Raw genomic sequence first — 26,145 nt, 5'->3', positions numbered from 1 at the left:
GAATAGGTGGGCGCCGCCGCCGCCCGCGCCAGCCATGCGCCGGGCCGCGGCGGCGCCCACCTATTCCAGCGCGGAGTTCGTCGGCCTGGAGCGGCGTTCGGACGACCGCATCCACGCGGACGTGAAGGTCACGCTGCAGAACGCGGGCATCTTCACCGACCACCGCATCATCAACCTGTCATCGGGCGGACTGTTCATCGCCACGGACAAGCCGCTGCGGCTGGGGACGCTGGTGGAGCTCACCTTGCGCTTCGATGAGCCGCCCCGGGTGCTGACGCTCCGCAGCTCCGTCATCTGGGAGAATTCGCTGGAGGACGGAAAGAACCCCCGCGGCTACGGGTTGCGACTGAGCCACCTTCGCCAGGAGGAGAAGGAGTTCGTGCAGCAGTACCTGGCGCGCGCGAAGGACCTGAAGAAGAAGCCCTGACGCCAGGCCCTACAGCATCTGTCCCAGGAAGACTGCGCCCATCATCACGAAGGCCGCCATCACGGCCATGACAGCCTTCAACTCCAAGTCATCGCGGTCCATCAGGTTCATGAAGTTCATCGTCGTGCCCTCCGAGTGTTGCCCCTCGCCCTTCCATACGGGGTGCGGGAGAACCCATTGCGTCCGCCGCCGCCGGCTCCGCTGAAGTTCCCTTGCGGACGGTGCGGTGGACCCAGAGGATGACCGCCGTGTCCACCGCCTCCGCCGAATACCGGCTGCTCGAAGCGATGCCCCTCCCCACCGCGCTCATCCGCGGCGAACAGGTGCTACGCGTCAACGCGGCGCTCGCTACCTTGCTGGGCGCTCCGGCGGCGGAGCTGGAGGCCCTGTCGCTCTCCGAGAGCATCCGCCGCTTCGTGCCCGAGGAGCGCGGCTGGGTGGAGCCGATGTACGCATCCCTTGTCCAGGGTGGGCCGCTGCCCGAAGGCCCCGTGTGGGTGCGCGTCCAGCCGGTGAACGGCCCCCAGCGCACGCTGGTCCTGAGGCACGCGCCCGGCGCGCACCCGGACGAGCTGGTGGTGGTGCTGCTGGAGGCGGAAGCGGAGGACTCGGTGCGGCGCCTCACGGAGGCGTTGGTGGCGGCCGCCGCGACGATGCTGCGCTGCCGCGACGAGCGTTCGGTGCTGGAGACGGCCGTGGACGCCATCTTCCGCCAGGGCTTCTCCGTGTCCGTCATCTCCGTGGACGGCGACGCCTTCCGGTACGGGCCCCTGCGGCAGAGCCCCTTCATCGTGGCCGAGGCCGAGCAGCTCTACGGCATGCCCCTGGCGGACGTGCGCATTCCGAGCGCCGCGCTGCCGCACCTCCTGGAGGTGCTCGAGCGGCGCAAGGCGGCCTTCCACCACGACATGCTCGGCGTGACGCGCTTCCCGCCTGCCATCAACGGGGGGAGCCCCGCGTGCCAGCTTCATCCGCCGGACATGCGCGGGCTGGACGCGCCCATCCTCGTGGAGGGGCATCCGTTTGGCGTGCTCTGCGTGCAGGGCCCCGCCCTCACCCCCGCGGGCGCCAGCACCCTGGAGCTGTTCGCGCAGCTGGTGGGCGGCGCGCTGGAGAACGTGCGCCACCACCAGACGTCCGCGGTGCGGCTGGAGGAGGTGTCCAGGCTCCAGGACGAGCTGGTGGCGCGCGAGCGGCTGGAGGTGCTGGGCGAGGCCGCGGGCGTCGTGGCCCACGAGGTCCGCAACCCCCTGGGCGCCATCCTCAACGCGGTGGCGGTGCTGCGCCGCGAGGCCCACCTGGGGCCCACGGGGCAGGCCGCGGTGGGCATGCTGGAGGAGGAGGCCATCCGGCTGGAGGACATCGTCCGGGACTTGCTGGACGTGGTGCGTCCGTTGGAGCCGCGCCCCCGCCCCGTGCAATTGGGCGAGCTGGTGCGCCGCGCGCTGGGGCAGATGCACGGCTCGCCGGACGCGCCCACGCTGCGCTTCAGCGTGGACGAGGCCGAGGAGACGCCCTCGCTCGAAGGTGACGAGACGCTGCTCCAGTTGGCGGTGACGCACCTGGTGCGCAACGCCGTCCAGGCCTCACCCGCGGGCGGCAAGGTGCGGATGTCGGTGGAGCCCGCGGACGGCGGCGTGCGCCTGGTGGTGGAGGACGAGGGGCCCGGCATTCCCGACGTGGACCCGCAGCGCGTCTTCCAGCCCTTCTTCCTCACCCGCGCCAATGGGCGGGGCCTGGGGCTGGCCATCGTCCGACGCGTGGTGCTGGCACATGAGGGCAGCGTGCGCGCCAGCAGCCGGCCTCGCGGCGGCGCTCGCTTCGAGCTGTGGCTGCCGCGAGCGCCTAGCCGTAGGTCTCCCGTTTGATGCGCTTGTCCTCGATGCCCAGCGCGTGGAGGTGGCCCAGCACCGTCTCCATGAAGCGCGGCGTGGAGGGCGTGCGCGTCTCCAGCGCCTTGCGCCGGTCCCACGGCGTAATCGCCGGGCCGCAGGCGTACACCAGGCACGTGTCCCGGTCCTGAATCAGCTCCTCCAGCAGGGACTGGTGGACGCGGCCCTTCCGCACGGCGGCGCCGAAGCGGGACTCGTCCGTCTCACGGGTGAGCGTGTGCACCACGCGCACGCGGCCGGGGTGCTGGCGCTCCAGGGCGGCCAGCTCGTCGCCGAACAGCACATCCCCCCACGTCTTGCTGGAGAAGAGGAAGGTGTGGCGCAGCTTCAGCCCTCGGTGGAGCGCGTCCTTGAGGATGGCGAAGTTGGGCACCGCGCCGGAGCCGGCCACCAGGTGGACGACGTGCTCCGTGCGCGTCTCCACGTCCTCCGGCAGCACGTAGGGCCCCATGAAGGCCATCACCGTCATCCGCGCGCCGGTGAGCCGGCCATGCACGAGGTAGGGCGACAAGAGCGGCGGATAGCGGGTGAGGCCGGGGATGAACTCCTCGTCCTTCACGGTGATGGCCACCAGCGGCTCGTGTGGCGCGGAGGCGAGCGAATAGGAGCGCTGCGGCTCCTTCCGCCCCTTCTGCGCCTGGAGGTAGGCCGACAGGCGGCCCAGCGCTGGGAACTGGTGCGGGTCGATGTTGAGGAACTGCCCGGCCTTGTAGTCCAGCGGCACTCCGCCGAAATCCAGGAACAGCGTCGCCGTGTCGTGCGTGTCCCTCCGCACGTGGTCGACGGTGACCTCGTATTCCACGGGCTTCCTGGCGCGCGACGCGCGGGCTTCAACCAGACTCATGCGCCCTCCCATAGCCAACCCGCATGGAGGGTGGGAAGAGGGGAAGGAAAAACCGTCCCGCCCCCCAGTCCCACATGAGCGTTGGCTGTACGACGGCCCACCCGGCAGGCGAGGCGCCGGGACAAGAGGGATGCTGACGCGAGACACTGGTTGGAACTACATCTGCGGGTGGAACGTTCAGAGGCGACCGATACGTGCTGCGCATTCTCTTCTTCCTGATGTCCAAGCTGCCGGAAGGCGCCCGCCAGCAGGTGGTTCGCGCCCTGATGGACGGCGTCTGGGACACCCTGGCGAACGAGCAGGTCCTGGGGCGGGAGAACATCCCGGACCAGCCCTGTCTCTTTCTCTGCAACCACCTGTCCAACGCGGACGGCTTCACGCTGGACCGGGCCTTCCGGCCGCGCAAGGTCGTCTTCCTGGCAGGGGTGAAGCTGAAGAGCACGGTGATGACGCGCCTGGCCTCGGAGACGATGGAGACCATCGCCATCAAGCCCAACTCGCCCGACATCGAGGCGATGCGGCGGGCGCTGGACACGCTCAAGGCCGGCAAGTCGGTGCTCATCTTCCCGGAGGGCGCGCGCAGCCGCACGGGCACGCTCACCCAGGCGAAGAAGGGCCTGTCGCTGATAGCCAAACGCGCGGGCGTGCCGGTGGTGCCGGTGGCGCTGCAGGGCACGGAGAAGCTGATGCCCATCAACGACTCGGACATGGGCGGCGAGCGGCTCTTCAACGCCGACGTCTTCGTGCGCTTCGGCCCGCCCTTCCGCGTGGAGGCGCTGGAGGCGGAGGTGGCGGGCGCCGAGGACCCGCGCCAGGCGCTGGTGGATGCGATGATGCGCCGGGTGGCGGAGCTGCTGCCGCCCGAGTACCGCGGCTTCTACGCGGAGGCCCCCGCGCCGACGGCTCCGGCCCCGGGCTGGGAGCGGCCCTCCGCGCCCGCGCCCTGAATGAAGCATTGCGGCGCGCGCCGGGACGCGGACAATGGACGCTCCCGTGACACGCGCCCGCACCGACGAACAGCTCTTTGTCTCCACCCTCCCCGGCCTGGAGCCCGCCCTGGAGGCAGAGGCCTCCGCGCTGGGCTGGAGGCCCCGCCGCGTGGACGGCGGCGTGGAGCTGGAAGGCCCGGCCGGCCTGCACCAGGACGCCAACCTGCGCCTTCGCTGCGCCAGCCGGGTGCTGCTGCGCGTGGGCGCTTTCCGCGCGGGGGACTCCGACACCCTTTCGGACCGGCTGGCCGAGTTGGATTTGTCTCACGTCTGGGATGGGCGCTCGCCGCCGAAGCTGTCGGTGAGCCTGAGCCGCTCCCCCGTGCCAGGGCCCGACGTGGTGTGCTCCGCGGCGGCGTATGCGTGGAACGTGCCCTCGGTGGAGCGCGCGGGGCCGCTCGATGAAGAGGGCGGAGGCCCGGGCCTGACGTTGCTGGTGCGGGTGGAGGGTGACGCGTTCACCGTGAGCGCCGACACCAGCGGGGATGCGCTGCACCGCCGGGGCTACCGCCAGGAAGTGAGCCGCGCGCCCCTGCGTGAGACGCTGGCGGCGGGCATCCTCCGGCTGGCGGGCTACGATGGCACGCAGCCCCTGGTGGACCCGATGTGTGGCTCGGGCACCTTCCTGGTGGAGGCCGCGTGGATGGCCATGTGCCGGGCGCCGGGGCTGCTGCGCGCCTTCGCCTTCGAGTCCTTCCCTTCGTTTGATGCCCAGGCCTGGGCCGGGCGCAAGGCGCGCGCGGAGGCGGACGCGCTGCCCGCGCCAGCTGCGGCGCTTCATGGCTATGACCTCAACGCGGGCTCGCTGGGGACGGCGCGTCGCAATGCCCGGCGCGCGGGGGTGACGCTCGCGCTGGAGCGGCAGGACGCGCGGACGCTGAAGGCGCCCATGGCGGGCCCGGGGCTGGTGGTGGTGAACCCGCCCTATGGCAAGCGCGTGGGCGAAGCCGAGGACCTGCCCGCGCTGTACCGGGCCCTGGGGAACACGCTGCGCCAGGGCTTCGCGGGGTGGCGCGCGGCGGTCATCCTTCCGGATGAAGCGGCGCTGGTGAAGGCGCTGGGACTGACGGGGGCGACGAGCCTTCCTTTGCGCAACGGCGGGCTCAAGTGCAGGCTGCTGCTGACGGAGCCCTCGGCGGGCCGCTCGTAACGGGGCCGTCCGGATGCGCCGCGCCGCCGTGCCGTGGTAACGCGGGCCTGTGGAAACGTGGTTCACGCCCTTCGAGCCGAAGCCCCTCGCGGACGAGCTCCCCGGGAGCTTCCCAAACCCCTTCGACGAGGGCGGGCCCCACGCGCTGGCACGCCGGGCGGCGGAGTGGCTGCAGCGGGAGCTCCGGGCAGGCCATGTCGCGCCTGGACTCGCGGCCTCGTGCCTCGACACGTCCGAGGGTGGAAAGATGTTCGGCATCCTCGTGGTCCAGGCGCCTGACGGACGCGTCGGCTTCCTCCGCGCCTTCTCGGGCATGCTGGGCGGGCGGTGGGACCTCCCCGGCTTCGTGCCGCCCCTCTTCGCCCGTGACGAGCGCGAGCGGCTGGAGCCCGCGGGCGAGGCCCTGGTGAAGCGCCTGATGGCCCGTGAGGCGTCCTTCCAGCAATCCCCTGAGCGCGCCTCCGTCCTGACCGCGCACGACGCGTTGCAAGCGCGCCACACCGAGGCCCGCGCGGCGCTGCGCGCCACACACGACGCCCGGAAGAAGCAGCGCCATGCGAGGCGCGCGGAGGTCATGGCCTCGGACTCGCTGAGCGAGGAGGCGAAGCGGGCGGCGCTGCATGCGCTCGACCAGGAGAGCCGGAGGGACAAGGCGGCGCTGCGCGGACTGGAGGCGGAACACGACGAGGCGCAGCGGGCGCTCGCGCCAAAGCGGGCCCGCGTGGAGCGGCGGCTTCGCGCCATGGAGCGACTGCGGCGCATCGTCTGCCGCGCGCTGATGAAGCGCCTGCACGACACCTACGTGGTGCCCAATGCACGAGGAGACCACCGTCACCTGCGCGGCCTCTACGCCGGTGGCGAGCCCCCATCGGGCGCGGCGGACTGCGCCGGGCCCAAGCTCCTGGCGCATGCGCTCACCCAGGGCTTCCGTCCGCTCGCGCTCGCGGAGTTCTGGTGGGGCGCTCCTCCTCCCGCGGGAGGCCGGGCCGCCGGCGCGTACTACCCCGCTTGCAAGGACAAGTGCGGGCCGCTGCTGCCGTACATGCTGGACGGTCTCCCCGTCTCCGCGCCCCGGCCCTTCGTGGTGCCCGTACTGCCGTCACGAGCGCTACCCATCGTCTTCGAGGACGAATGGCTCGTGGTGGTGGACAAGCCGGAGGGCCTGCTCTCCGTGCCCGCGAAGGACGTCTCGGTGGAGGACTCGGTGCTGGCCCGGCTGCGCGCGCGTTCCCCGGAAGCAGCGGGGATGATGCTCGCGCACCGGCTCGACCTGGACACGTCGGGGCTGCTCGTCGCGGCCAAGGACGCGCGCACCTACGCGGCCTTGCAACGCCAGTTCGCCGGGCGCGAGGTGCACAAGCGCTACGTGGCCTGGGTCGACGGCGACGTCCGGGGCGAGCGCGGAACCATCGACTTTCCCATGCGCGTGGACCTGGACGACCGGCCCCGGCAGATTCACGACCCCGTGCACGGCAAGCCCGCGGTGACGGAGTGGCACGTGCTTGAGCGCAGCCACGGCCGCACGAAGGTGGCCCTCTTCCCGCGCACCGGCAGGACACACCAACTGCGCGTCCACGCGGCCCATCCGCTCGGCCTGGGTGCACCCATTGTTGGCGACCGCCTCTACGGCCATCCAGGTCCCCGGCTGCACCTGCATGCGGAGGCCCTGTCGTTCCTGCACCCCGTCACGGGACAGCGCGTCACGCTGGAGCGGCCGGCGCCCTTCTGAATCACGCGCCGGAGACGTCCGAAGCCTCCACCGGCTCGGAGGCCACAGGGGCCTCCGGCTCCGGCGAGGAATCAGGCTCCACGGCCGACACCGCGGGCTTCACGCCCAGCTCGCGCGTCAGCTTGGGATTCACGCCCGTCTCCGCCAGCAGCCGCTCCAGTTGCACGCGCGCGCGCCGGTTCTCCCGGTGCACGCGACGCCCCAGGATCAGCTCGTTCTTCAGCGAGTGCTCCCAGCCCGTCAGCTCCGTCACCGTCACCTGGTAGCCGAAGGCCTCCAGCGTCAGCGCGCGGATGACGTTCGTCAGGTGCGAGCCGAACTCGCGCCGGTGCCACGCGTGCGCGTACAGCAACGACATGCTGCCGCTGCTGGCCACGACGGGGCGCTTCTCCTTGAGCTGCGCGGCCACCTCCGCCTGGCAGCACGGCACCACCGCGACGTGGTCCGCGCCATGGCGGATGGCCGCGACGAGCGCATCATCCGTGGCCGTGTCACACGCGTGCAGCGCCATCAGCAGGTGGATGCGCTCCGGGTACCGCGCCGTGTCGATGTGCGCCGTCTGGAACCGCATCCGCGTGAAGCCCAGCCGCTGGGCGCGGCCCTGGGCCCGCTCCGTCAGGTCCGGCCGGCCTTCAATGGACAGCAGCGTGCCGCTGGCGGCGCCCTTGAGGAACAGCTCGTAGAGGACGAAGCCCAGGTAGGCGTTGCCGCTGCCCGCGTCCACCATCACCACGTCCGGGTGGCGCGCCTGGACATCCTCCACGGCGGGGCGCAGCAGGCCCATCAGGTGGTTCACCTGCTTGAGCTTGCGCAGCGCGTCCGCGTTGAGGTGCCCCTCGCGCGTGAGCAGGTGCAGCTCGCGCAGCAGCGCGGGGGACTGGTCCGGCAGCAGCTCCCGCCGGACCTGCGAGGCTTTGACGTTGCGTCTCAGACGGACACCACTTCGAGGACCTCGGGAATCATCTCCCGCAGGCGCCCCTCGATGCCCATCTTCAGCGTCGCCGTGGACGACGGGCAGCCCGCGCACGAGCCCTTCATGTGCAGGTAGACGATGCCGTCCTCGAAGCGGTCCAGGGTGATGTCACCCCCGTCCATGGCCACCGCCGGGCGGATTTCGCTGTCCAGGATGTCCTGGATGCGCCCCTCCACCGTGCCACCACCGACCTGTCCCGCCGCCTCGCGGGCCGCCGCCAGCGCCGCCTCGTCCACCACCGGCTCGTTGGCCGTCAGGTGGGTGTCCAGCGTGGACATGACCTCGTCATTGAGCTCGTCCCACTCGCCCTCTTCCCCCTTCGTCACCGTCACGAAGTTGGTGCCAATCATCACCGCCGTGACGCCGCGCACGTCCATCAGCTTGCGCGCCAACGGGGACTTCGCCTGGGCGTCCTCGGGGTTCGTGAAGTTCACCGCCCCGCCGGCCAACAACCGCCGGTCCACCACGTACTTCAGGGTGCTGGGGTTCGGGGTCCACTCGAGCTGGATGTTCACCGACATTCAAATCTCCTTGGACGACTCCTCTAAGGCGCTCGCGGCCCCATAGCAACCCGGCTCGAGGGCTGGCAATCGCCCCTCGCCCCCCCTCCGCTCCGGAATCAATCCGGAATTCAAGAAATACATGAACTCATAGTGGATTTTGCGTAGACTGGGGGCATGCCTCCCCCACTGCCCCGCGTGCCCGCCAGCGTGTTCGAGGGGTTGTTCGTGCGGGGGCTCCAGGCAGAGGGCCGGCTGGCCCAGGAGTTGGTGACGCTGGGGTACGACAGCCGGAAGCCGGAGCTGGACTACCCCATTGCCCTCTGGCAGCAGGCGGTGGCCCTGGCGCGGCGCGAGCGCTACGCGGAGCTCGGTGACGAGGACGCCTACCGGCAGCTCGGCCGGCAATGCGTCGTTGGCTTCGCGCAGACGCTGGTGGGGCGAGTGACGGCCGTGGCCCTGCCCATGATTGGCCCGGCGCGCGCCCTGGAGCGGCTGCCTCGCTACCTGGCGATGATGGGCCGCTCGGACGTGGACGTCTCGATGTCCTCCGAGGGCGAGCGCGGCCGCCGCGTCTCCCTGTCGGACCGCTACAACCGGCCCGACCTGATGGCGGGGGGCCTGGAAGGAATGTTGGAGCTGGCCAACGCCCGGCCTCGAATCCTCGTGGAGGAGCGCAGCAGCGGGGGGTACCGTCTGTTCGTGCGCTGGTAGCCCGCCAGCCCTGCCCCGGAGCCCCGCGTGTCCTACCCGCCCAGACTCGCCCACCTCGCCACCCGCGCCGTGGTGGTGGCGAAGCTCGTCCCCACCTACGCGCAGGCCCACGCCATTGATGAGGAAGAAGCGGCGCAGCGGCTGTCCAGCGCGCTGTCCGGACGGATGCTGCCCGCGCTGCTGGACGCCGCGTGGACCGCCATGCGCGGCAAGGCGGAGCGGCTCACCGACGACGGGCTGGTGGAGAAGGTGGCCGCCACCCTGGGTGAGCGGCCCCAGCGGCCGGGACGCATCGCCCCCGTGGGCCCCGCGCTCAGCGCCTTCTTCATCCTGGTGGACCTGGAGGTGGGCACCGCGGGTGACGCCGCGCGGCGGGTCATGGAATCGGACGAGGGGCGCCGCCGGGGGGAGGAAGGACTGGCGGAAGCCGGACGCTTCCTCGCCGCGGAGCTGACTCGCGGGAAGTAGCGCCCGGACAGCCGTGGCAGCAGCGGGCACGCATCGTTATAGGCTCGCCCTGGCCCAGGCTCCGACGATGTCGACACCGCTCCCCACCACGCTGCGCATCCTGCGCTCCCTCACCGACGTCCCCCGCGTCACGTGGGATGCGCTGGTGGACACACGGGCCACGCCGTTCCTGGAGTGGACGTTCCTCACCGCGCTGGAGGAGAGCGGCTGCGCGGTGCCGGCGCGGGGATGGCACCCCCGGCACCTGACGCTCTGGCGCGGCTCGCGCCTGGTGGCCGCCGCGCCCGCCTATCTCAAGGACGACAGCGACGGGGAGTTCGTCTTCGACAGCCCCTGGGCCACCGCCGCCGAGCGCGCGGGCCTGCGCTACTACCCGAAGCTCGTGCTCGCCGTCCCCTTCACCCCCGCCACCGGGCGCCGCGTGCTGGTGGCCCCGGGCGAGGACCGCGCCGCGCGCGAGGCGGAGCTGTACGCCGCCGCCCAGGAGTTCGCCCGCGCCGAGCGCCTGTCCGGCATCCACGTCCTGTTCCCCACCGAGGAGGAGCTGCCCGTCCTGGAGGCCCAGGGCTTCGCCGTGCGGCTGGGCGTGCAGTACCACTGGCGCAACCGGGGCTACCGGACGCTGGAGGACTTCCTCGCCCGCTTCCACGCCAAGCGCCGCAACCAGCTGCGCCGGGAGCTGCGGGCCCTGAGCGAGCACGGCATCGAGGTCCGCACCCTGCGCGGGGACGCGCTGGCGGACGTGGACGCGGACACCGTCCACCGCCTGTACGCCACCACGGTGGACAAGTATCCGTGGGGCCAGCGCTTTCTCACCCCGGACTTCTTCGCGCGCATGCTCGCCCGCTTCCGGCACCGCTGCGAGTGGGTGGAGGCCCGCCGGGAAGGCCGGCTGGTCGCCGGTGCCTTCAACTTCACGGGTGCCAACGTTCTGTATGGCCGTTATTGGGGCTGCTTCGAGGAGCACCCCTTCCTTCACTTCAACGTCTGCCTGTACCACCCCCTCTCGGAGGGCATCACCTCCGGGATGGAGCGCTTCGAGCCGGGCGCGGGGGGAGAGCACAAGCTCACCCGGGGCTTCGAGCCACACCTCACGTACAGTGCGCACCTGCTCCTCCACCCGGGCATGGACAGGGCCGTGCGCGGCTTCCTGGCCCACGAGCGGGCAGCCGTCGAAGGAGGCCTGCCCCAGTGGCGGGCGGAGACTGGTTTCAAGGAGGGGGACTGAAAATCCCCCGCCCGTTCAGCAAAGGGAGTCCGAACGACTTATGGCGCAGAAGCATGAGCACGACACCTCCGTCATCACGGAGTCCGCCCCCAAGCAGAAGCTCAAGAAACCGCCGCTCTACAAGGTGCTCCTCCACAACGACAACTACACGACCCGGGAGTTCGTCGTGGCCGTGCTCAAGGAGGTCTTCCACAAGTCGGAGACGGATGCCGTGCAGATCATGCTGCACGTTCATTACAACGGTGTCGGGGTGGCCGGCGTTTATACGTACGACGTCGCCGAAACGAAGATTCAGACGGTGGAGGCCGCGGCGCAGGAGAACGACATGCCGCTGCGGCTCTCCATGGAACCCGAGGAAGGTTGAAACGTGGCAGGACCGCTGATTGCCAAAGAGTTGCAGGCCAGCTTCCGCACCGCCCTGGACGAGGCGCGGAAGATGCGCCACGAGTACCTGACGCTGGAGCACCTGCTCCTGGCGCTCACCCGGGACGCGCGCACGCGCGAAGTCTTGAAGGGGTGCGGCGCCAACGTGAAGCAACTCCAGGAGCGCCTGGTCTCCTTCCTGGAGGAGACCGTCGAACGCCTGCCGGAGGGCGTGGACGCCGAGCCCCAGCAGACCATCGGCGTGGAGCGGGTGCTCCACCGCGCCGCCATGCACGCCCTGTCCGCCGAGCAGAAGCTCATCGACGGCGGGGACGTGCTGGTGGCCCTCTTCCGCGAGGACGAGAGCCACGCGCTCTACCTGCTCCAGCAGGAGGGCGTCACCCGGCTGGACCTGCTCAACTACATCTCCCACGGCGTCACCAAGGACGGCGAGGGTGAGGGTGAAGGCGAGGAGAGCGCCGGCCACGCCGCCCCCATGGGCGACGACGACGAGGGCGAGGCCCCGAAGAAGAGCCCGCTCGAGGCCTACACGGTGCAGCTCAACATCGAGGCCCAGGAGGGGCGCATCGACCCGCTCATCGGCCGCGAGAAGGAGCTGGAGCGCACCATCCAGGTGCTCTGCCGCCGCCGGAAGAACAACCCGCTCTACGTGGGTGAGGCGGGCGTGGGCAAGACGGCCATCGCGGAAGGGCTGGCGCTGCACATCCACGAAGGCCGCGTGCCGGAGGTGCTGAAGGACGCCGTCGTCTACTCGCTGGACATGGGCGCGCTGCTGGCGGGCACCAAGTTCCGCGGCCAGTTCGAGGAGCGGCTCAAGGGCGTGCTCAAGGCCCTGAAGGAGCAGCCGAACGCCATCCTCTTCATCGACGAAATCCACACCATCGTCGGCGCGGGCGCCACCAGTGGCGGCTCCATGGACGCGTCCAACCTGCTCAAGCCCGCGCTGGCCAGCGGGCGGCTGCGCTGCATCGGGTCGACGACGTACCAGGAGTACAAGTCCGCCTTCGAGCGTGACAGGGCCCTGTCCCGCCGCTTCCAGAAGGTCGAGGTGAGCGAGCCCTCCGTCGAGGACACCATCCTTATCCTGGAGGGGCTGAAGAGCCGCTACGAGGAGCACCACGGGGTGAAGTACCAGCCCGAGGCCATCCGCGCGGCGGCGGAGCTGTCCGCCAAGCACATCAACGACCGGTTCCTGCCGGACAAGGCCATCGACGTCATCGACGAGACGGGCTCGGCCGAGCGGCTCAAGCCGGAGGGCCAGCGCTCCAACACCGTCAGCGGCGCGGACGTGGAGGCCGTCGTCGCGAAGATGGCGCGCATCCCCGCCAAGAGCGTGTCCGCCAGCGAGGGCGTGCAGCTCCAGAGTCTGGAGAAGGACCTCCAGGGCGTCATCTTCGGGCAGGACCCGGCCATCAAGGACCTGGTCAGCGCCATCATGCTGGCGCGCTCCGGCCTGCGCGCGCCGGAGAAGCCCATTGGCTCGTTCCTCTTCTCCGGCCCCACGGGCGTGGGCAAGACGGAGCTGGCCAAGCAGCTGGCGCAGTCGCTGGGCGTGGAGTTCCTGCGCTACGACATGAGCGAGTACTCGGAGAAGCACACGGTGAGCCGGCTCATCGGCGCGCCGCCGGGCTACGTCGGCTTCGACCAGGGCGGCCTGCTCACGGACGCCGTGCGCAAGCACCCCTACGCGGTGGTGGTGCTGGATGAAATCGAGAAGGCCCACCCGGACCTCTTCAACATCCTGCTCCAGGTGATGGACCACGCGACGCTGACGGACAACAACGGCCGCAAGGCCGACTTCCGCAACATCGTCCTCATCCTCACCACCAACGCGGGCGCTCAGGAGATGAGCACCAAGGCCATTGGCTTCGGCGACCTCGCCAAGCCCGTGGACGCCACCCGCGCGAAGAAGGCGATTGAGCGCACCTTCACGCCGGAGTTCCGCAACCGCCTGGACGGGTGGATTCTCTTCTCCGGCCTGCCGCCCGAGGTCATCCTCAAGGTGGTGGACAAGGAAGTGCGCCTGCTCCAGAAGATGCTGGACGAGAAGAAGGTGAAGCTGGAGCTGACGCCCGCCGCCCGCGCGTGGCTGGCCGAGCACGGCTACGACCCGGCCTTCGGCGCGCGGCCCATGGCCCGGCTGGTGGACAACGCGCTGAAGAAGCCGCTCGCCGAGGCGCTCCTCTTCGGGGACCTGAAGCACGGCGGCACCGCCCACTACGACGTGGACGGCGAAAGCCTCAAGCTGCGCACGCAGCCCGCCGCCGCCGCGGTGGCGTAGCGCCTGGCCGCGCCAGCGGCTGACATGACAAGGCCCCGGTCCCCTTCCCGAGGGAGCCGGGGCCTTCGTCTGTCCGGAGCGCTACTCGACGCGGTAGCTCTTCACCGCGCTGGAGAGCTGCTCGGAGACGATTTGCAGCGTGGTGGCGGCCTCGCCGGTGGAGCCGATGCGGGCCACCGTCTCATCCATCATCTTGGACAAGTCGTTCACCGCCAGGGTGATTTGGTTGATGCCCACGTTCTGCTGGCTGACGGCGGCGGCAATCTGCCGGACGGCGGCGGCGTTGTCCTGGACGATGGAGGACAGCTCCCGCAGGTTCTGCCCGCTGGTGCGCACCTGGGCCAGGCCCGACTCCATGCGCTCGGCGCCGCGCTCCGTGATTCGCACCGCCAACGCCACCTGGCTGGCGATGTCGTCCAGCAGCTCGCGCACCCGCGTGGTGGCTTCGATGGACTGGTCCGCCAGGGCGCGGATTTCGCGCGCCACCACGCCAAAACCCTTGCCGTGCTCGCCGGAGCGGACGGACTCGATGGCGGCGTTGAGCGCCAGCATGTTGGACTGGTCCGCCAGGTCCTTCACCGTCTGGGTGATTCCGCCAATCTGCTGCGTGCGCTCACCCAGCTCGACGATTTTCTGGGCAATCTCCCCCACCTGGGCGCGGATGTCGTTGAGCCCCGCCATGGTGAGCTCAATCGACGCCTCGCCGGACTTGGCCAGCGTGTCGGCGCGCTCGGCCACCGACAGCACGCTCTCCGCCTTCTGCGCGGCCAGCATGGAGGTCTGCTTGATTTCCTGCGCCGTCACCTGCGTCTCCTGCAGCGCCGCGGCCTGCCGGGAGATGGTCTGCGCCTGCTCCGTGGAGGACGAATTCAGGTGCTCGGTGGACTGGGTGAGCGCCACGGCCGCCTGCTGGAGGTTGACGGTCACCTCGCGCAGCCGCGCCACCATCTGCGCGAAGGAGCTGGCCAGCCGGCCCACCTCGTCGCCGCTCTTCACCTGGATGGGGCGCGTCAAGTCGCCGGACTCCACGATGTGGCCGGCCACCTCCGTCAGGCTCTTCAGCGGCCCGACGATGCTGCGGCCGAACAGCGCGGACACCGCCACGCCCAGGGCCACCAGCAGCGCCGCGAAGCCCACCATCCGCACCCGCAGCGCGGACACCAGTCCGTCAATGTGGTCCCGGGACACGCCCACGTGCACCGAGCCCAGCCGGCCACCGGCCACCGGCGCCACCACGTCCATGGCGCGCAGGCGGCGGCCCCCGGCGTCCGCTTCCAGCACCGCGCCCGCGCCCGCGGTGGCGACCGCTTCCTTCAGCGCGTCCGGGAAGCCGTCCGGGAAGGTGTGGGCCACCACGTTGCCAGCCGAGTCCTGGATGAAGGCATAGGCCAGGTCCGAGTGGCCCACGCTGGCGTCCAGCATGGGCTGGAGCGCGCTGGCGCCCGTCGCCACGCCCTGCTCCGCCGCCACCGCCAGCCCGCGGGCCACGTGCCGCCCCGCGCCCAGGTAGCTGTCCGCCAGGTCGCTCTCCAGCCGCCGCGTGGCGATGCCGGTGAGCAGGGTGGCCACCGTCGCGCTGATGAGCGCCGTGACGAGCACGAACTTCGGCGCCAGCCCCAACGACTGGCGGAACTGCTGCGACCACTGGGAGGCGAAGGATTGTTGCGGGAGGCTCACGGAATCACCGCCGGGGAAACGACGTCAGCACGGCACCCGCGCGGAGGCGGGCAGGCGAAACAGGCACAGGAGGGGCTCACCGGGTGGGCCCTCCCTCGGGGCGTCCGCCCCGGAAGGGGGCGAAGGTACAGCTCTGGAGGATGAGCTCCGGCATCGAAGCCAGGGGAACGCCCTGGTCGGTGGCCTTCACATCCAGCGCGGCGCGCGGCATGCCGAAGACGACCGACGACGCCTCGTCCTGGGAGAAGGTGACGCCGCCCGCCCTGCGGATGGCCAGGAGGCCCCGCGCGCCGTCCTCGCCCATGCCGGTGAGCACCACCCCGCCGCTGCGCCGGCCAAAGGCGGAGGCCAGCGACGTCAGCATCACATCCCCGCTGGGGCACGGTCCGCCCCGGCTGGGCTGCAGGCGCGCCAGCCCGGCCTCGTCCACCAGCAGGTCATGCCCGTCCAGCGGGAAGTACACGCGGCCCGGCTCCAGCCGCTCGCCGTCCCTGGCGATGGCCACCGGCAGCGGCGTCACCTGGGACAGCCAGCGCACCATGCCCTGGGTGAAGCCCACGGTGATGTGCTGGGCGATGAGCAGCGGCACCGGCAGCGAGCGCGGCAGCTTGGACAGCACGTCCGCCAGCGCGGGCGGCCCGCCCGTGGAGGCCACCACGCCGAAGATGTCCACCCGCGCCCCGGTGGGCGGCGGCGGCGCGGTGGCCGCGCGCGGCCGACGGGAGATGACCGGCACCTCCGCCATGAGGCACACCGAGTGCGCCAGCTCCTTGCCCCAGCGGCGCAGCTCCTCCGCGTTCGTCACGTTGGGCTTGCCGATGAGCTCCAGCGCGCCGGCGCTCATCGCCTGGAAGCCCAGGTCCACGCCGCGCTGCTCCGCCACCGCGCTCACCACGAGGATGCGCGCGGGGGACTGGGACATGATGGCGGCGATGGCCCCCGGTCCATCCAGGCCGGGCAGCAGCAGGTCCATGGTGATGACATCGGGGCGCAAGAGACGCGCCAGCTGCACGGCGCGGTTGCCGTCTCCCGCGCGGCCCACGACTTCGATGCGCGGCTCCTCCGTGAGGAGGGCCGTCAGCATGTTCGCCATGGTGGGCGAGTCGTCCACCACGAGGACCCGGATGGGCCGCTTGTCGCTCACGCGCGACTCCCCCGGCGGCTCATGACGTCCAGCACCTCCGCCAGCAGCCGGCCCGCGGCGCACTCGCGCTTGCTGAGGTAGCCGTCCGCGCCCGCCTTCAGGCCCCGCTCGCGCGCCACCGCGCTGTCATGCGCGGAGACCAGGATGACGGGCAGCGACGCCGTCTCCGGGCGCTCACGCAGCTTCGCGATGAGCTGGATGCCGTCCATCTCCTCCATGTCCAGGTCGCAGATGACGACGTCGTAGGTGTCCGACTGGAGCCGGTCCAGGCCCCGGGCCCCGCTGGCCGCCAGGTGCACCGTGAAGCCGCCGGCCTCCAGCATGGCCCGGTGCAGCGCCCGCGCGGTCAGCGAGTCGTCCACCACCAACGCCCGCCGCTGCGCCGACACCTGCACCTGCACCGTCTCCGTCACCAGCCAGTCCGGACGGCAGATGAGCAGCAGCTCACCGCGGCTGAGCGTGGCCGCGCCCTGCCAGGCCGGCACGTCGCGCACCTCCGAGGGCAGCGGGCGGATGACCAGGTCCCGGTCCCCCACCACCGCGTCCACCACCAGCGCCACGCGCTTGCCACCGCTCTGGACAATCAGCAGCGGCTGCCCTTCGGTCGGCGGCGCCAGGGCGCGCAGGCCCAGCCGCGCCCCCAGGTCCACCACCGACAACAGCTGCCCCTGGTACTCCAGGTGCGCCCGGCGCTTGCCCAGGCGCAGCGACTCCGCGCGCGCCAGCTGCGTGGCCTCCACCGCCAGCATCGGCAGGCCCACCAGCTGCTCCAGCACGCGCACCACCAGCACCGGGGAGCTGCCCAGGTCCGTGGGCAGCGTCAGCATGAAGCGCGTGCCCTGCCCCGGCGTGCTCGCCACCTCGATGCGGCCCTGCAGCCCCTCCACCGACGCGCGCACCGCGTCCAGGCCCACGCCGCGGCCGGACGTGTCCGTCACGTCCGTGCGGGTGCTGAAGCCGGGCCGGAAGATGAGATCCCTCAGCTGGTTCTCGTTGAGGCGCGCCGTCTCCTCCGGCGTGACGACGCCGCGCTGCTCGGCCAGGCGGCGCACCACCTCCACGTCAATGCCGGCGCCGTCGTCGGACGCCTCCAGGTAGAGCAGGTTGCCCTGCTGCTCCACGCGCAGGGTGAGCGCGCCCTCGTGGTGCTTGCCCGCGCGCTCGCGCTCCGCCGGCAGCTCCAGCCCGTGGTCCACGGCGTTGCGCAGCAGGTGCACCAGCGCGCCCTGCAGCTTCTCCAGCAGGCGCCGGTCCAGCGACACCTCCGCGCCCACCACCGACAGCCGCGCCTCCTTGCCCAGCTGGCGGGACAGGTCGCGCACCATCCGCTGGAGCGGGTCCAGGATGGTGCGCACCGGGCGCGTGGTGATGGCCTTGAGGCCGTCCTCCAGCGCGTCGACGATGTCACTCGTCTCCTCGCCGTCGGTGCGCAGCGAGCGCGCGGTGCCGGACAGCGCCGTGCGCGCCTCCGCCGTCTCCGCCAGCAGCCCCTCCTTCGCGAGCAGCACGGCCACCCGCTCCAGCTCGCGGCCCCGCTCCTCCACGCGCAGGCGCACCTCGCGCAGGCGCTCCACCTCGCGCATCAGCGACGTCACCTGCCACGACGACACCCGCCAGCCCGCGTCCGCGGACTCCGGCAGCGCCGCGTCCGGCACGGACACGGGCTCCGCGGGCGCGGCTGGAGCCGGCGCGGCGACGGCGGCCTCCTCCCCGGAGGGGGCGACCATGGCCGCGGCCTCGTCGGGCGGCGGCGCGTCCGCCACCAGCTGCGCCAGGGCGGCGGCCGGGTCCGGCAGCGCGTCCCCACGCCCATCCGCGTGGGCCTGCGCGCGGAGCAGGAAGAGGTCCAGGCCGTGGAGCAGGATGTCCACCACCGGCCGCGGCATCTTCCGCGGGTGGGCCTTCAGCGGGGCGAGCGCGTCCTCCAGCTTGTGGGCGATGTCGCTCAGGTCCTGCATGCCCAGCGAGGCGGCGCTCCCCTTCAGGGTGTGCAGGTGACGGCCCAGCCGGATGTAGAGCCTGGTGAGGGCGTCCGTCTCCAGGCCCTCGCGCTCCAGCTCCAGCAGGTCCATGGTGACCTTCTGGACCACTTCCTGGGCCTCGACGGCGAAGCCCGCGACGAGCCCCTGCAGCATCGGATCAACGGGCATGACGGGCTCCCGTGCCGCGCGTGGCGGAGAACAGCCGCTTCAGGTCGATGAGGTGGATGAGCTGCCGGTCCTGCGTGAAGACCTCCATCACCGCACCCTCCGCGCGCGCCCGCGCGGCCTCCACCGCGCTCATGGGCAGCGTGGTGGGCCGGGGGATGGCCTCGCAGTCCAGCGCGCACAGCTCGCCGTCTCCACGGTCCACCACCAGCAGCACCGCCGGGTCCTGCCGCCAGCCGTGGCCGCCCAGCAGCGACGCCAGGCTGAGCGCGGCCAGCACCTGGCCCTGGAAGCGCAGCACCCCGACGACGTGCGGCGCCGACAGCGGCACCGGCGACACCATCTTCAGGGGCAACGCGGCGCGCAGCGACTCCAGGGAGAGCGCGTAGCGCTCCTCACCGAGGGGAAACTCGGCGATCCAGTGGACCGCCTCCTCGACGGTGTTCTCCCCCTGCTCTCGCAGGCGGGACGCGCGCCGCTCCAACAGCTCGCGCGCCTCGGCCTCCTGGGCCTCTTCCAACGTCCGCGGGGTGACCTTCATTCGAGCGCGCCCTGGTTGAGGTAGGCGTCAGCGGACGCCTGGTAGAACCGCGCGGGCAGGGCCTCTGGCCCCTCCACGACCTGGTCGGGTGGGAGCCGCTCGGCGCGCGAGCGCAGGGCGCGCATCAGCGGCACCGCGCCTTCCCGCGCCCCGGAGCGCTCCCGCAGCAGGGCCAGCTCCAGCAGCCCCGGCAGATAGTCTGGCGCCTGGCGCACCAGGGCCTCCAGCACGGAGGACGCGCCCACCTCATCGCCTTCCTCGATGCGCTCCAGCGCATTCAGGTGCAGCCGCGTGGGCGGCGGCGGAGGCGCCACGGGCACCTCGCGCGCCGGCGCGGGCATCAGCGGCGCCACCGGACGGCGGGACGGCGCCGCCACCGGACGGGCGCGGGCGGCGGCGCGCGACGCGGCGGCGGCGCGCGCGCTCAGCTCCTCCGGCGTGAGGAGGCGGAAGGCCTGCAGCTCCGGCGGCCCCTCGCGGACCATGCCCGCGGGGACACGGTCCACCTCCACGGCGCCCAGGAACAGCCAGCCGCCGGGGTTGAGCGTGCGCGACAGGAGGGAGATGGCCGCGTCACGCGCGGCGGGAGTGAAGTAGGTCAGCACGTTGCGGCAGAGGATGAAGTCGAAGCGGCCGAAGCGCTCGGGCAGCGGCGCCAGCAGGTTCGCCTGGGCGAAGGTGGTGATGCGGCGGACAGGGGGAAGGATGGTGACCTCGCGCTCGCCCGTCTCCGAGTAGAGCGGGAAGAGGCGCGGCGCGGACTCGCGGCGGGACCACGTCCCGTAGGTGGCGCGGCGCGCCGCCTCCAGGCTGGCCTCGTGGATGTCCGTGCCCAGCACCTCCACCGGAAAGCCGTGCGGCAGCGACGCCTGGAGACACGCGGCCAGCGAATACGCCTCCTCGCCGGACGCGCAGCCCGCGCTCCAGCCCCGCAGGGCCAGGGCGCCGCGCTGGAGCGCCGCGGGCACGGCCTCGTGGGAGATGAAGCGGAAGTGCTCCGGGTGGCGGAAGAAGTACGTCTCCCCCACCAGGACGGCCTTCACCAGCGCGGTGCCCAGGTGGGAGACGGGGTGGAGCAGCTCGCCCAGCAGGTCGGGCGCGGTGCGCCCGCGGGTCAGCTCCGCGCGAACGACGCGCTCCACCGCCTCGGAGGCGATGGCGTCATTGCGAAAGCCAGTGATGCTGGCCACCACCTCCCGCGCGCGGGCCAGCAGCCGCGGGTCGAGCGCTCCGCTCATGCGTTCCGCCCGGCCTCCGCGGCCTCGAGCATCGCGGGCAGCTCCCGCAGGAGCCCCCGCGCGATGAATACCCGCGGATCCAGGATGGGCAGCGAGCGCCCTCCGGACCGCAGCATGCCGATGAGCCCATCGCGCAGCGGACCATGGTCGGCGCCGCCCACGCGCTCGCGCCGGTCGATGTCCGCCGCCGCGTACTCCTCGGGGTCCTTCACCGTGTCCACGGCGAGCGCCAGCGACACGCCCTCCGCCTCGATGACGACGAGCATGCGCTCCACGCGCGTCAGCTTGTGCTCCACGCCCAGCCGGCGCGCCACGTCCAGCACGCACAGCGCCGCGCCCCGCACCTCTACGTATTCGCGCAGGTACGCCGGCCCGGTGGGCAGCGGCCGGGTCGCCGGATGCAGCAGCACCTCCCGCACCGCGTCCAGCGGAATGGCGAACTCCAGCTCGCCCACCGTCACGCGCAGCACCAGCAGCGAGCCCGTGCGCGCCCGCTGCCGCGCGCTCGTCATGGCCTCGCCCACCGTCTGCAGCAGCTCCTCCGCGCGGAACGGCTTGGCCAGGAAGGCCTCCGCGCCCAGCCCCAGGCACGCCTCCGCGCGGGACTTCTCCGAGGAGATGATGATGACGGGGATGTCGGCCGTGGCCGGGTCCGCCTTCATCCGCTGGAGGACCTCGTCGCCGTCCATCTCCGGCATGGACAAGTCGAGCAACACCGCCACCGGACGCAGGCGCCCCACCTTCTCCAGGGCCTCGCGGCCGTTGCTGGCGGTGTGGATGGTGTAGTGGCCGGAGAGGATGGCCCGCTCCAGCGCGAGAATCGCATCGCTGTCGTCGACGAGCAGCAGGGACGGCAGGCTCACGGCGGTCAGGCCTTCGCGAGGAACTGGCGGACCGTTTCCGTCAGCTCGTGGTGGGACACCGGCTTCTGGATGAAGGCGTTGGCCCCGGCCTCGGTGCCACGCTGACGCAGGTCCACGTTCTTCTCCGCCGTCAGCAGCAGGATGGGCACCGAGCGCACCTGCGGCATCGCGCTGGCGCGCACCTCCTTGACGAAGGTGATGCCGTCCATCCCCGGCATGTTGATGTCCGCGATGACGAGGCTCACCGGCACCAGCCGGAGAATCTGCAGCCCCCGCGTCGCATCGTCGGCTTCGAGCGTCGAGACCTTGAGGTTCATCAGGTAGATCTTGACGATGTTGCGAACCGTCGGGCTGTCGTCCACCAGCAAGACGTTGGTGCTGTGGGTGCTCACTGTGCGGCGGCTCCTGCGCAGGCCCCGCGACGCGCGGAGAGTCCTGCGAAACGTTCACGACTCTACCGTGAGGGCGCTCACGTGAGAACAGGGGGCGGTCCGGCCCGGCATCCGTCCGGGCAGGCAGGTGTCGGATGACCTCAGGGCATCCCCCCTGGGTCCAGATGCTCCCAGGGGGACGGGACTACTCGCCGGCCGGCTTGGGCGGGAGCTCGTCCGCGTCCGGCGTCGCCGGGGGGGCGCCAATGGCGTGGTAGCCACCGTCCACGTGGATCATTTCGCCGGTGGTGGAGGGCAGCCAATCCGACAGCAGGGCACATGCGGTGCGGGCCACCAGGTCGTGGCTGTCCTTGGCGCTCCAGCCCAGGGGGGCCTGATGGCTCCAGCCACGCTCCAGGGCCTTGAAGCCCGGAATTCCCTTCGCGGCGATGGTGGCCAGCGGCCCGGCGGCCAGCGCGTTGACGCGGATGCCCTTGGGACCCAGATCGCGCGCCAGATAGCGCACCGTGGACTCCAGCGCCGCCTTGCACACCCCCATCCAGTCGTAGATGGGCCAGGCGACGCGGTTGTCGAAGTCCAGCGTGACGATGGAACCGCCCTGCGTCATCAGCGGCAGGCACGCCACCGACAGCTCCTTCAGCGAGAAGGTGGAGATGCGGAACGCCGTCTGCACGCTCTCCCACGGGGTGTTGAGGAAGTTGCCACCCAAAGCATCCTCGGGCGCGAAGGCGATGGAATGCAACACACCGTCCACCCGGTCCCAGCGCTGGCGCAGGGCGTCCGTGAGCGCGGGGAAGTGGGCGGAGTTGGTGACGTCCAGCTCCAGCACCTCCAGCCCCGGCTTGAGGCGCCTGGCGCTCCGCTCGGTGAGGGACCTGGCCCGGCCAAAGCCGGTGAGGAGGACCTCGGCGCCCTGTGCCAGCGCGTGCTCGGCGATGCCGTAGGCCAGGGACTGAGGCGTGAGCACTCCGGTGATGAGCAGCTTCTTGCCTTGGAGCAGCATGGAGACGGCCTCGTTGCGGAAGGGGGAGACAGGAAACGCGTTCTCTACCATTCCTTCTGGATGGAACGGTTGAAGTTGCGCTCACCCGGGGCATGAATCCACCTGCTCCACGGCAAGGGGTGCGGCTTATCGGCCAGCGGGCGGGCGCTACAAAAGTTGCTGCGAAAACCCCCCAACGGGGCGCCCATCCAGTAAAAGACGACACCGCCATGGCGAATTTCCAGGACACGTTCCTTTCCGGCGCCAACATCGACTTCATCGAGGGCCTCTACGCCCGTTATCTAGAGGACCCCGCCAGCGTGGATGCGAGCTGGCGCGAGGTCTTCGACCGCAGCAACGGCGCCGGCCGACCCATCTTCAGCACCCGGCTGCTGGAGCCGGTACCGGCTCCCGCGGCGCCCCAGGGCGGCGGCAAGGGCGCCGCGGCCAAGGCCCAGCCCGCGGCGGCGCCGCAGACCGCCCCGGCGGCCGCGCCCGGCCAGACGGTCCAGGACATCTCGCTGCAGGCCCGCGTGGACCACGTCATCTTCGCCTTCCGCCTGCGCGGCCACCTGCGCGCGAAGCTGGATCCGCTGGGCCGTCCGCGCCCGGCGCTGGAGCACGTGGCGGACGTGGCCCTGGTGGATGACAGCCACTTCACCGACGCCGAGTCCGAGCAGCTCGTGGAGACCAACGGCGTGTTCGGCGAGCAGCGCGTGCGCCTGGCGGACCTGCTGGCGCGCCTGCGCCGCACGTACACGGACACCATCGGCGTCGAGTACATGCACATGCTCGACAGCCAGCGCCGCCGCTGGCTGATGCACCGGATGGAGTTCAGCGAGAACCGCACCGACCTCTCCCCGGACGAGTGCCGGCACATCCTCACCAAGCTGTCGTACGCGGAGGGCTTCGAGCACTTCCTCCACACCAAGTACGTGGGCGCCAAGCGCTTCAGCCTGGACGGCGGCGAGGCGCTCATCCCCATGCTGGACGCCCTGGGCGAGGTGGCCACCGGCATGGGCCTGAAGGAAATCGTCATCGGCATGGCCCACCGCGGCCGCCTCAACGTGCTGACGAACATCCTGGGCAAGAAGCCGGATCAGATCTTCAGCGAGTTCGACGGGCCCCGGAACCCGCAGGCCTACCTGGGCCGCGGCGACGTGAAGTACCACATGGGCTTCTCGTCGGACCACACCACGCGCCAGGGCCGCAAGCTGCACCTGTCGCTGGCCTTCAACCCCAGCCACCTGGAAGCGGTGGACCCCGTGGTGGAGGGCCGCGTGCGCGCCAAGCAGGACCGCGCCGGCGACACCGAGCGCACCGGCGTGATGCCGCTGCTCATCCACGGCGACGCGGCCTTCATCGGCCAGGGCGTGGTGCCGGAGACGCTCAACCTGTCTGGCCTCAAGGGCTACACCACGGGCGGCACGGTCCACGTCGTCATCAACAACCAGGTCGGCTTCACCACCGACCCGCATGACTCGCGCTCGTCCCTCTACTCCACCGCCATCGCGCAGATGCTGGACATCCCCATCTTCCACGTGAACGGGGATGATCCGGAGGCCTGCGTCCACATCGCGAAGCTGGTGGCCGAGTACCGCCAGACGTTCAAGACGGACGTCGTCATCGACCTGGTCTGCTACCGCCGCTACGGCCACAACGAGGGTGACGAGCCCGCGTTCACGCAGCCGGCGATGTACGACATCATCCGCAAGCACCCGACGGTGCGCACGCGCTACGCGGCGAAGCTGGCGGAGCAGGGCAAGATTCCGGCCGAGGAGTCCGAGGCCATCAAGCAGAAGTGCCAGCAGGACTTCGACGCGGCGCTCACCCGCGCGCGCCAGGAGAGCCAGTTCAAGGAGCCCAGCGCGCTGGAAGGCCTGTGGAAGCCCTACCAGGGCGGCTCGCTGAAGAGCGCGGCGGACGTGTCCACCGCGGTGGACAAGCAGGTGCTGTGCGATGCGCTGCGCAAGCTGTCCACGCTGCCGGAGGGCTTCAACGTCCACCGCGACGTGGAGCGCACCGTCATCAAGAAGCGCCTGGGCATGCTGGACAGCGGCGAGCTGCAGTGGAGCGAGGGCGAGTCGCTGGCCTACGCCACGCTGCTCTCCGAGGGCTACAACATCCGCATCACCGGCCAGGACAGCGAGCGCGGCACCTTCAGCCACCGCCACGCGGTGGTGCACGACGTGAAGACGGGCGAGAAGTTCGTCCCGCTGCGCCAGTTCGTCAGCGGCAAGGGAAAGAATGGCTTCCACGTCTACAACAGCCCGCTGTCGGAGATGGGCGTGCTCGGCTTCGAGTACGGCTACAGCCTGGACGTGCCGGACGGCCTGACGGCCTGGGAAGCGCAGTTCGGTGACTTCGGCAACGGCGCGCAGATCATCATCGACCAGTTCATCGCCGCCGGTGAGAGCAAGTGGCGCCGCCTCAGCGGCCTCACCCTGCTGCTGCCGCACGGCTACGAAGGCCAGGGCCCGGAGCACTCCAGCGCGCGGCTGGAGCGCTTCCTGGACCTGTGCGCCGAGGACAACATCCAGGTCTGCTACCCCACCACGCCCGCGCAGATCTTCCACCTGCTGCGCCGCCAGGTGCTGCGCCCGGTGCGCAAGCCGCTGGTCATCATGTCGCCCAAGAGCCTGCTGCGCCGGCCGGAGGCCACCAGCAAGGTGGACGAGCTGGCCACGGGCACCTTCCAGGAAGTCATCCTGGACCGGGTGGACCCGGCGGGCGTGACGCGGCTGCTCTTGTGCAGCGGCAAGGTGTACTACGACCTGGTGAAGGCGCGCGACGAGCGCAAGGACGAAAGCATCGCCATCGTCCGGCTGGAGCAGCTCTACCCGTTCGCCGCTGACGTGCTGGCGGGGCTCATGGCGAAGATGCCGAAGCTGGCCGAGCTGCTGTGGGTACAGGAAGAGCCGCGCAACGCCGGCGCTTGGCACTTCATGTTCCCCCGCCTGCACGACCTGGCCTCCACGCAGCCGAAGCAGCAGGTGAAGATCGGCTACATCGGCCGCGCCGAAGCCGCCAGCCCCGCCACGGGCTTCCCCAAGACACACGAATACGAGCAGCAGCTCATCATCGAGGAAGCCATCCTCCGAGGGACCAAGCATGGCCGTTGAAATCAAGGTGCCCCCCCTGGGCGAATCCATCACCGAAGCCGTCGTCGGCAAGTGGAACAAGAAGCAAGGTGAGGCCGTCACCGCCGACGAGCCGCTCGTCGTCCTGGAGACCGACAAGGTCACCATCGACGTGCCGGCCCCGTCCGCGGGCTCGCTGTCCAGCATCGCATTCAATGAGGGTGACAAGGTCCGCGTGGGCGAGGTGCTGGGCCTCATCGAGGCGGGCGCCGGCGCTCCCGCCGCCAAGCCCGCCGCGGCTCCGGCTCCCGCCGCCGCGCCCGCTCCCGCCGCCGCGGAGGCGCCCGCCGCGTCCGACGCGCGCGCCACGCCCACCGCGCGCAAGGTGGCCGAGGAGAACCGGGTGGACCTCTCCCAGGTGAAGGGCAGCGGCGCTGGTGGCCGCGTGCACAAGGACGACGTGCTGGGTCAGCTCAACCGCCCGGCCGCGCCCGCCCAGGCC

General features: G+C 71.2%; 23 protein-coding genes. 12 read left to right on the top strand and 11 right to left on the bottom strand.

Translation table 11 applies throughout. From position 1 onward, the window contains the following. On the top strand, nt 1-427 hold a 427-nt coding region (locus HV824_RS25470; protein WP_176424452.1), incomplete at its 5' end, for a TIGR02266 family protein. Between the two features lie 239 nt (nt 428-666). Continuing rightward, nucleotides 667-2,295 carry an ATP-binding protein gene (locus HV824_RS25465; protein WP_176424451.1) on the top strand — a complete coding sequence of 543 codons (1,629 nt, stop codon included), beginning with the start codon at nt 667-669 and terminating at the stop codon, nt 2,293-2,295. On the opposite strand, the gene HV824_RS25460 is transcribed toward HV824_RS25465, so the two are convergent. Beyond that, the gene (locus HV824_RS25460) at nt 2,273-3,163 is read right to left on the bottom strand and encodes an oxidoreductase (protein WP_176424450.1); all 891 of its coding nucleotides are present in this window, start codon (nt 3,161-3,163) and stop codon (nt 2,273-2,275) included. The genes HV824_RS25465 and HV824_RS25460 overlap by 23 nt on opposite strands. Nucleotides 3,164-3,357: 194 nt before the next feature. Between HV824_RS25460 and HV824_RS25455 the strand changes: the two genes are divergently transcribed. The 3 genes from HV824_RS25455 to HV824_RS25445 are packed head-to-tail and all read left to right on the top strand — an operon-like array spanning nt 3,358 to nt 7,031. Next, nucleotides 3,358-4,110: a lysophospholipid acyltransferase family protein gene (locus tag HV824_RS25455; RefSeq protein ID WP_176424449.1), complete on the top strand. Its 753-nt coding sequence runs from the start codon at nt 3,358-3,360 to the stop codon at nt 4,108-4,110. A gap of 34 nt (nt 4,111-4,144) precedes the next feature. After that, nucleotides 4,145-5,302: a class I SAM-dependent RNA methyltransferase gene (locus HV824_RS25450; RefSeq protein WP_176424448.1), complete on the top strand. Its 1,158-nt coding sequence runs from the start codon at nt 4,145-4,147 to the stop codon at nt 5,300-5,302. Nucleotides 5,303-5,351: 49 nt separating this feature from the next. Beyond that, nucleotides 5,352-7,031, top strand: a complete 1,680-nt coding sequence (locus HV824_RS25445; protein WP_176424447.1) for a pseudouridine synthase — start codon at nt 5,352-5,354, stop codon at nt 7,029-7,031. A 1-nt stretch (nt 7,032) separates the two neighbouring features. Here the strand turns inward: HV824_RS25445 and HV824_RS25440 are convergent, their stop codons facing one another. Next, a complete protein-coding gene (locus HV824_RS25440; protein ID WP_303623441.1) occupies nt 7,033-7,845 on the bottom strand; it encodes an SAM-dependent methyltransferase in 813 nt (270 codons plus the stop codon). A 113-nt stretch (nt 7,846-7,958) separates the two neighbouring features. Continuing rightward, on the bottom strand, nt 7,959-8,525 hold the full coding sequence (locus tag HV824_RS25435; RefSeq protein ID WP_176419871.1) for a NifU family protein: 567 nt from the start codon (nt 8,523-8,525) through the stop codon (nt 7,959-7,961). Between the two features lie 156 nt (nt 8,526-8,681). On the opposite strand from HV824_RS25435, the gene HV824_RS25430 reads away from it, so the two are divergent. The 5 genes from HV824_RS25430 to clpA all read left to right on the top strand — a co-directional run bounded on the left by HV824_RS25430 (nt 8,682) and on the right by clpA (nt 13,579). After that, the gene (locus tag HV824_RS25430; protein ID WP_176419872.1) at nt 8,682-9,218 is read left to right on the top strand and encodes a DUF2378 family protein; all 537 of its coding nucleotides are present in this window, start codon (nt 8,682-8,684) and stop codon (nt 9,216-9,218) included. A 27-nt stretch (nt 9,219-9,245) separates the two neighbouring features. Continuing rightward, nucleotides 9,246-9,686 carry a hypothetical protein gene (locus HV824_RS25425; RefSeq protein ID WP_176424446.1) on the top strand — a complete coding sequence of 147 codons (441 nt, stop codon included), beginning with the start codon at nt 9,246-9,248 and terminating at the stop codon, nt 9,684-9,686. A 67-nt stretch (nt 9,687-9,753) separates the two neighbouring features. After that, nucleotides 9,754-10,914 carry a GNAT family N-acetyltransferase gene (locus tag HV824_RS25420; protein ID WP_176419874.1) on the top strand — a complete coding sequence of 387 codons (1,161 nt, stop codon included), beginning with the start codon at nt 9,754-9,756 and terminating at the stop codon, nt 10,912-10,914. Nucleotides 10,915-10,954: 40 nt separating this feature from the next. Continuing rightward, entirely contained in the window at nt 10,955-11,278 is a 324-nt protein-coding gene (locus tag HV824_RS25415) for an ATP-dependent Clp protease adaptor ClpS (RefSeq protein ID WP_011555974.1), read from the top strand. Between the two features lie 3 nt (nt 11,279-11,281). Then, nucleotides 11,282-13,579, top strand: a complete 2,298-nt coding sequence (gene clpA, locus HV824_RS25410) for an ATP-dependent Clp protease ATP-binding subunit ClpA (RefSeq protein WP_176419875.1) — start codon at nt 11,282-11,284, stop codon at nt 13,577-13,579. Nucleotides 13,580-13,660: 81 nt separating this feature from the next. Here the strand turns inward: clpA and HV824_RS25405 are convergent, their stop codons facing one another. From HV824_RS25405 to fabI, 8 genes are all read right to left on the bottom strand, one after another. Then, on the bottom strand, nt 13,661-15,256 hold the full coding sequence (locus tag HV824_RS25405) for a methyl-accepting chemotaxis protein (protein ID WP_176419876.1): 1,596 nt from the start codon (nt 15,254-15,256) through the stop codon (nt 13,661-13,663). Nucleotides 15,257-15,332: 76 nt separating this feature from the next. Next, nucleotides 15,333-16,400: a chemotaxis protein CheB gene (locus HV824_RS25400; protein WP_176419877.1), complete on the bottom strand. Its 1,068-nt coding sequence runs from the start codon at nt 16,398-16,400 to the stop codon at nt 15,333-15,335. Beyond that, complete coding sequence (locus HV824_RS25395; protein ID WP_176419878.1) at nt 16,397-18,550, bottom strand: response regulator; 2,154 nt, start codon at nt 18,548-18,550, stop codon at nt 16,397-16,399. The genes HV824_RS25400 and HV824_RS25395 overlap by 4 nt, the downstream gene beginning before the upstream one ends. Then, nucleotides 18,540-19,088, bottom strand: a complete 549-nt coding sequence (locus HV824_RS25390; protein ID WP_176419879.1) for a chemotaxis protein CheW — start codon at nt 19,086-19,088, stop codon at nt 18,540-18,542. The genes HV824_RS25395 and HV824_RS25390 overlap by 11 nt, the downstream gene beginning before the upstream one ends. After that, a complete protein-coding gene (locus tag HV824_RS25385) occupies nt 19,085-20,326 on the bottom strand; it encodes a protein-glutamate O-methyltransferase CheR (RefSeq protein WP_176419880.1) in 1,242 nt (413 codons plus the stop codon). The genes HV824_RS25390 and HV824_RS25385 overlap by 4 nt, the downstream gene beginning before the upstream one ends. Continuing rightward, a complete protein-coding gene (locus tag HV824_RS25380; protein ID WP_176419881.1) occupies nt 20,323-21,189 on the bottom strand; it encodes a response regulator in 867 nt (288 codons plus the stop codon). Before HV824_RS25380 ends, HV824_RS25385 begins: the two co-directional genes overlap by 4 nt. Nucleotides 21,190-21,194: 5 nt before the next feature. After that, nucleotides 21,195-21,581 carry a response regulator gene (locus tag HV824_RS25375; protein WP_163784769.1) on the bottom strand — a complete coding sequence of 129 codons (387 nt, stop codon included), beginning with the start codon at nt 21,579-21,581 and terminating at the stop codon, nt 21,195-21,197. A 184-nt stretch (nt 21,582-21,765) separates the two neighbouring features. Beyond that, nucleotides 21,766-22,584: an enoyl-ACP reductase FabI gene (gene fabI, locus HV824_RS25370; RefSeq protein ID WP_176419886.1), complete on the bottom strand. Its 819-nt coding sequence runs from the start codon at nt 22,582-22,584 to the stop codon at nt 21,766-21,768. A gap of 209 nt (nt 22,585-22,793) precedes the next feature. On the opposite strand from fabI, the gene HV824_RS25365 reads away from it, so the two are divergent. Next, nucleotides 22,794-25,685: a 2-oxoglutarate dehydrogenase E1 component gene (locus tag HV824_RS25365; RefSeq protein WP_176424445.1), complete on the top strand. Its 2,892-nt coding sequence runs from the start codon at nt 22,794-22,796 to the stop codon at nt 25,683-25,685. After that, a partial coding sequence (locus tag HV824_RS25360) for a biotin/lipoyl-containing protein (protein ID WP_176424444.1) occupies nt 25,675-26,145 on the top strand: 471 nt, incomplete at its 3' end. The genes HV824_RS25365 and HV824_RS25360, both read left to right, overlap by 11 nt.

The sequence above is a fragment of the Myxococcus sp. AM009 genome, assembly GCF_013372605.1.
Lineage (GTDB): Bacteria > Myxococcota > Myxococcia > Myxococcales > Myxococcaceae > Myxococcus > Myxococcus vastator.
This window is presented reverse-complemented; position numbering and strand designations above follow the sequence as displayed.

What these genes read in the sequence shown, in the direction of transcription:
- HV824_RS25465 (WP_176424451.1), top strand. Translation starts at nt 667, where the DNA reads ATGACCGCCGTGTCCACCGCCTCCGCCGAATACCGGCTGCTCGAAGCG.
- HV824_RS25460 (WP_176424450.1), bottom strand. Translation starts at nt 3,163, where the DNA reads ATGAGTCTGGTTGAAGCCCGCGCGTCGCGCGCCAGGAAGCCCGTGGAA.
- HV824_RS25450 (WP_176424448.1), top strand. Translation starts at nt 4,145, where the DNA reads ATGGACGCTCCCGTGACACGCGCCCGCACCGACGAACAGCTCTTTGTC.
- HV824_RS25435 (WP_176419871.1), bottom strand. Translation starts at nt 8,525, where the DNA reads ATGTCGGTGAACATCCAGCTCGAGTGGACCCCGAACCCCAGCACCCTG.
- HV824_RS25430 (WP_176419872.1), top strand. Translation starts at nt 8,682, where the DNA reads ATGCCTCCCCCACTGCCCCGCGTGCCCGCCAGCGTGTTCGAGGGGTTG.
- HV824_RS25420 (WP_176419874.1), top strand. Translation starts at nt 9,754, where the DNA reads ATGTCGACACCGCTCCCCACCACGCTGCGCATCCTGCGCTCCCTCACC.
- HV824_RS25415 (WP_011555974.1), top strand. Translation starts at nt 10,955, where the DNA reads ATGGCGCAGAAGCATGAGCACGACACCTCCGTCATCACGGAGTCCGCC.
- HV824_RS25395 (WP_176419878.1), bottom strand. Translation starts at nt 18,550, where the DNA reads ATGCCCGTTGATCCGATGCTGCAGGGGCTCGTCGCGGGCTTCGCCGTC.
- HV824_RS25390 (WP_176419879.1), bottom strand. Translation starts at nt 19,088, where the DNA reads ATGAAGGTCACCCCGCGGACGTTGGAAGAGGCCCAGGAGGCCGAGGCG.
- HV824_RS25385 (WP_176419880.1), bottom strand. Translation starts at nt 20,326, where the DNA reads ATGAGCGGAGCGCTCGACCCGCGGCTGCTGGCCCGCGCGCGGGAGGTG.
- fabI (WP_176419886.1), bottom strand. Translation starts at nt 22,584, where the DNA reads ATGCTGCTCCAAGGCAAGAAGCTGCTCATCACCGGAGTGCTCACGCCT.
- HV824_RS25365 (WP_176424445.1), top strand. Translation starts at nt 22,794, where the DNA reads ATGGCGAATTTCCAGGACACGTTCCTTTCCGGCGCCAACATCGACTTC.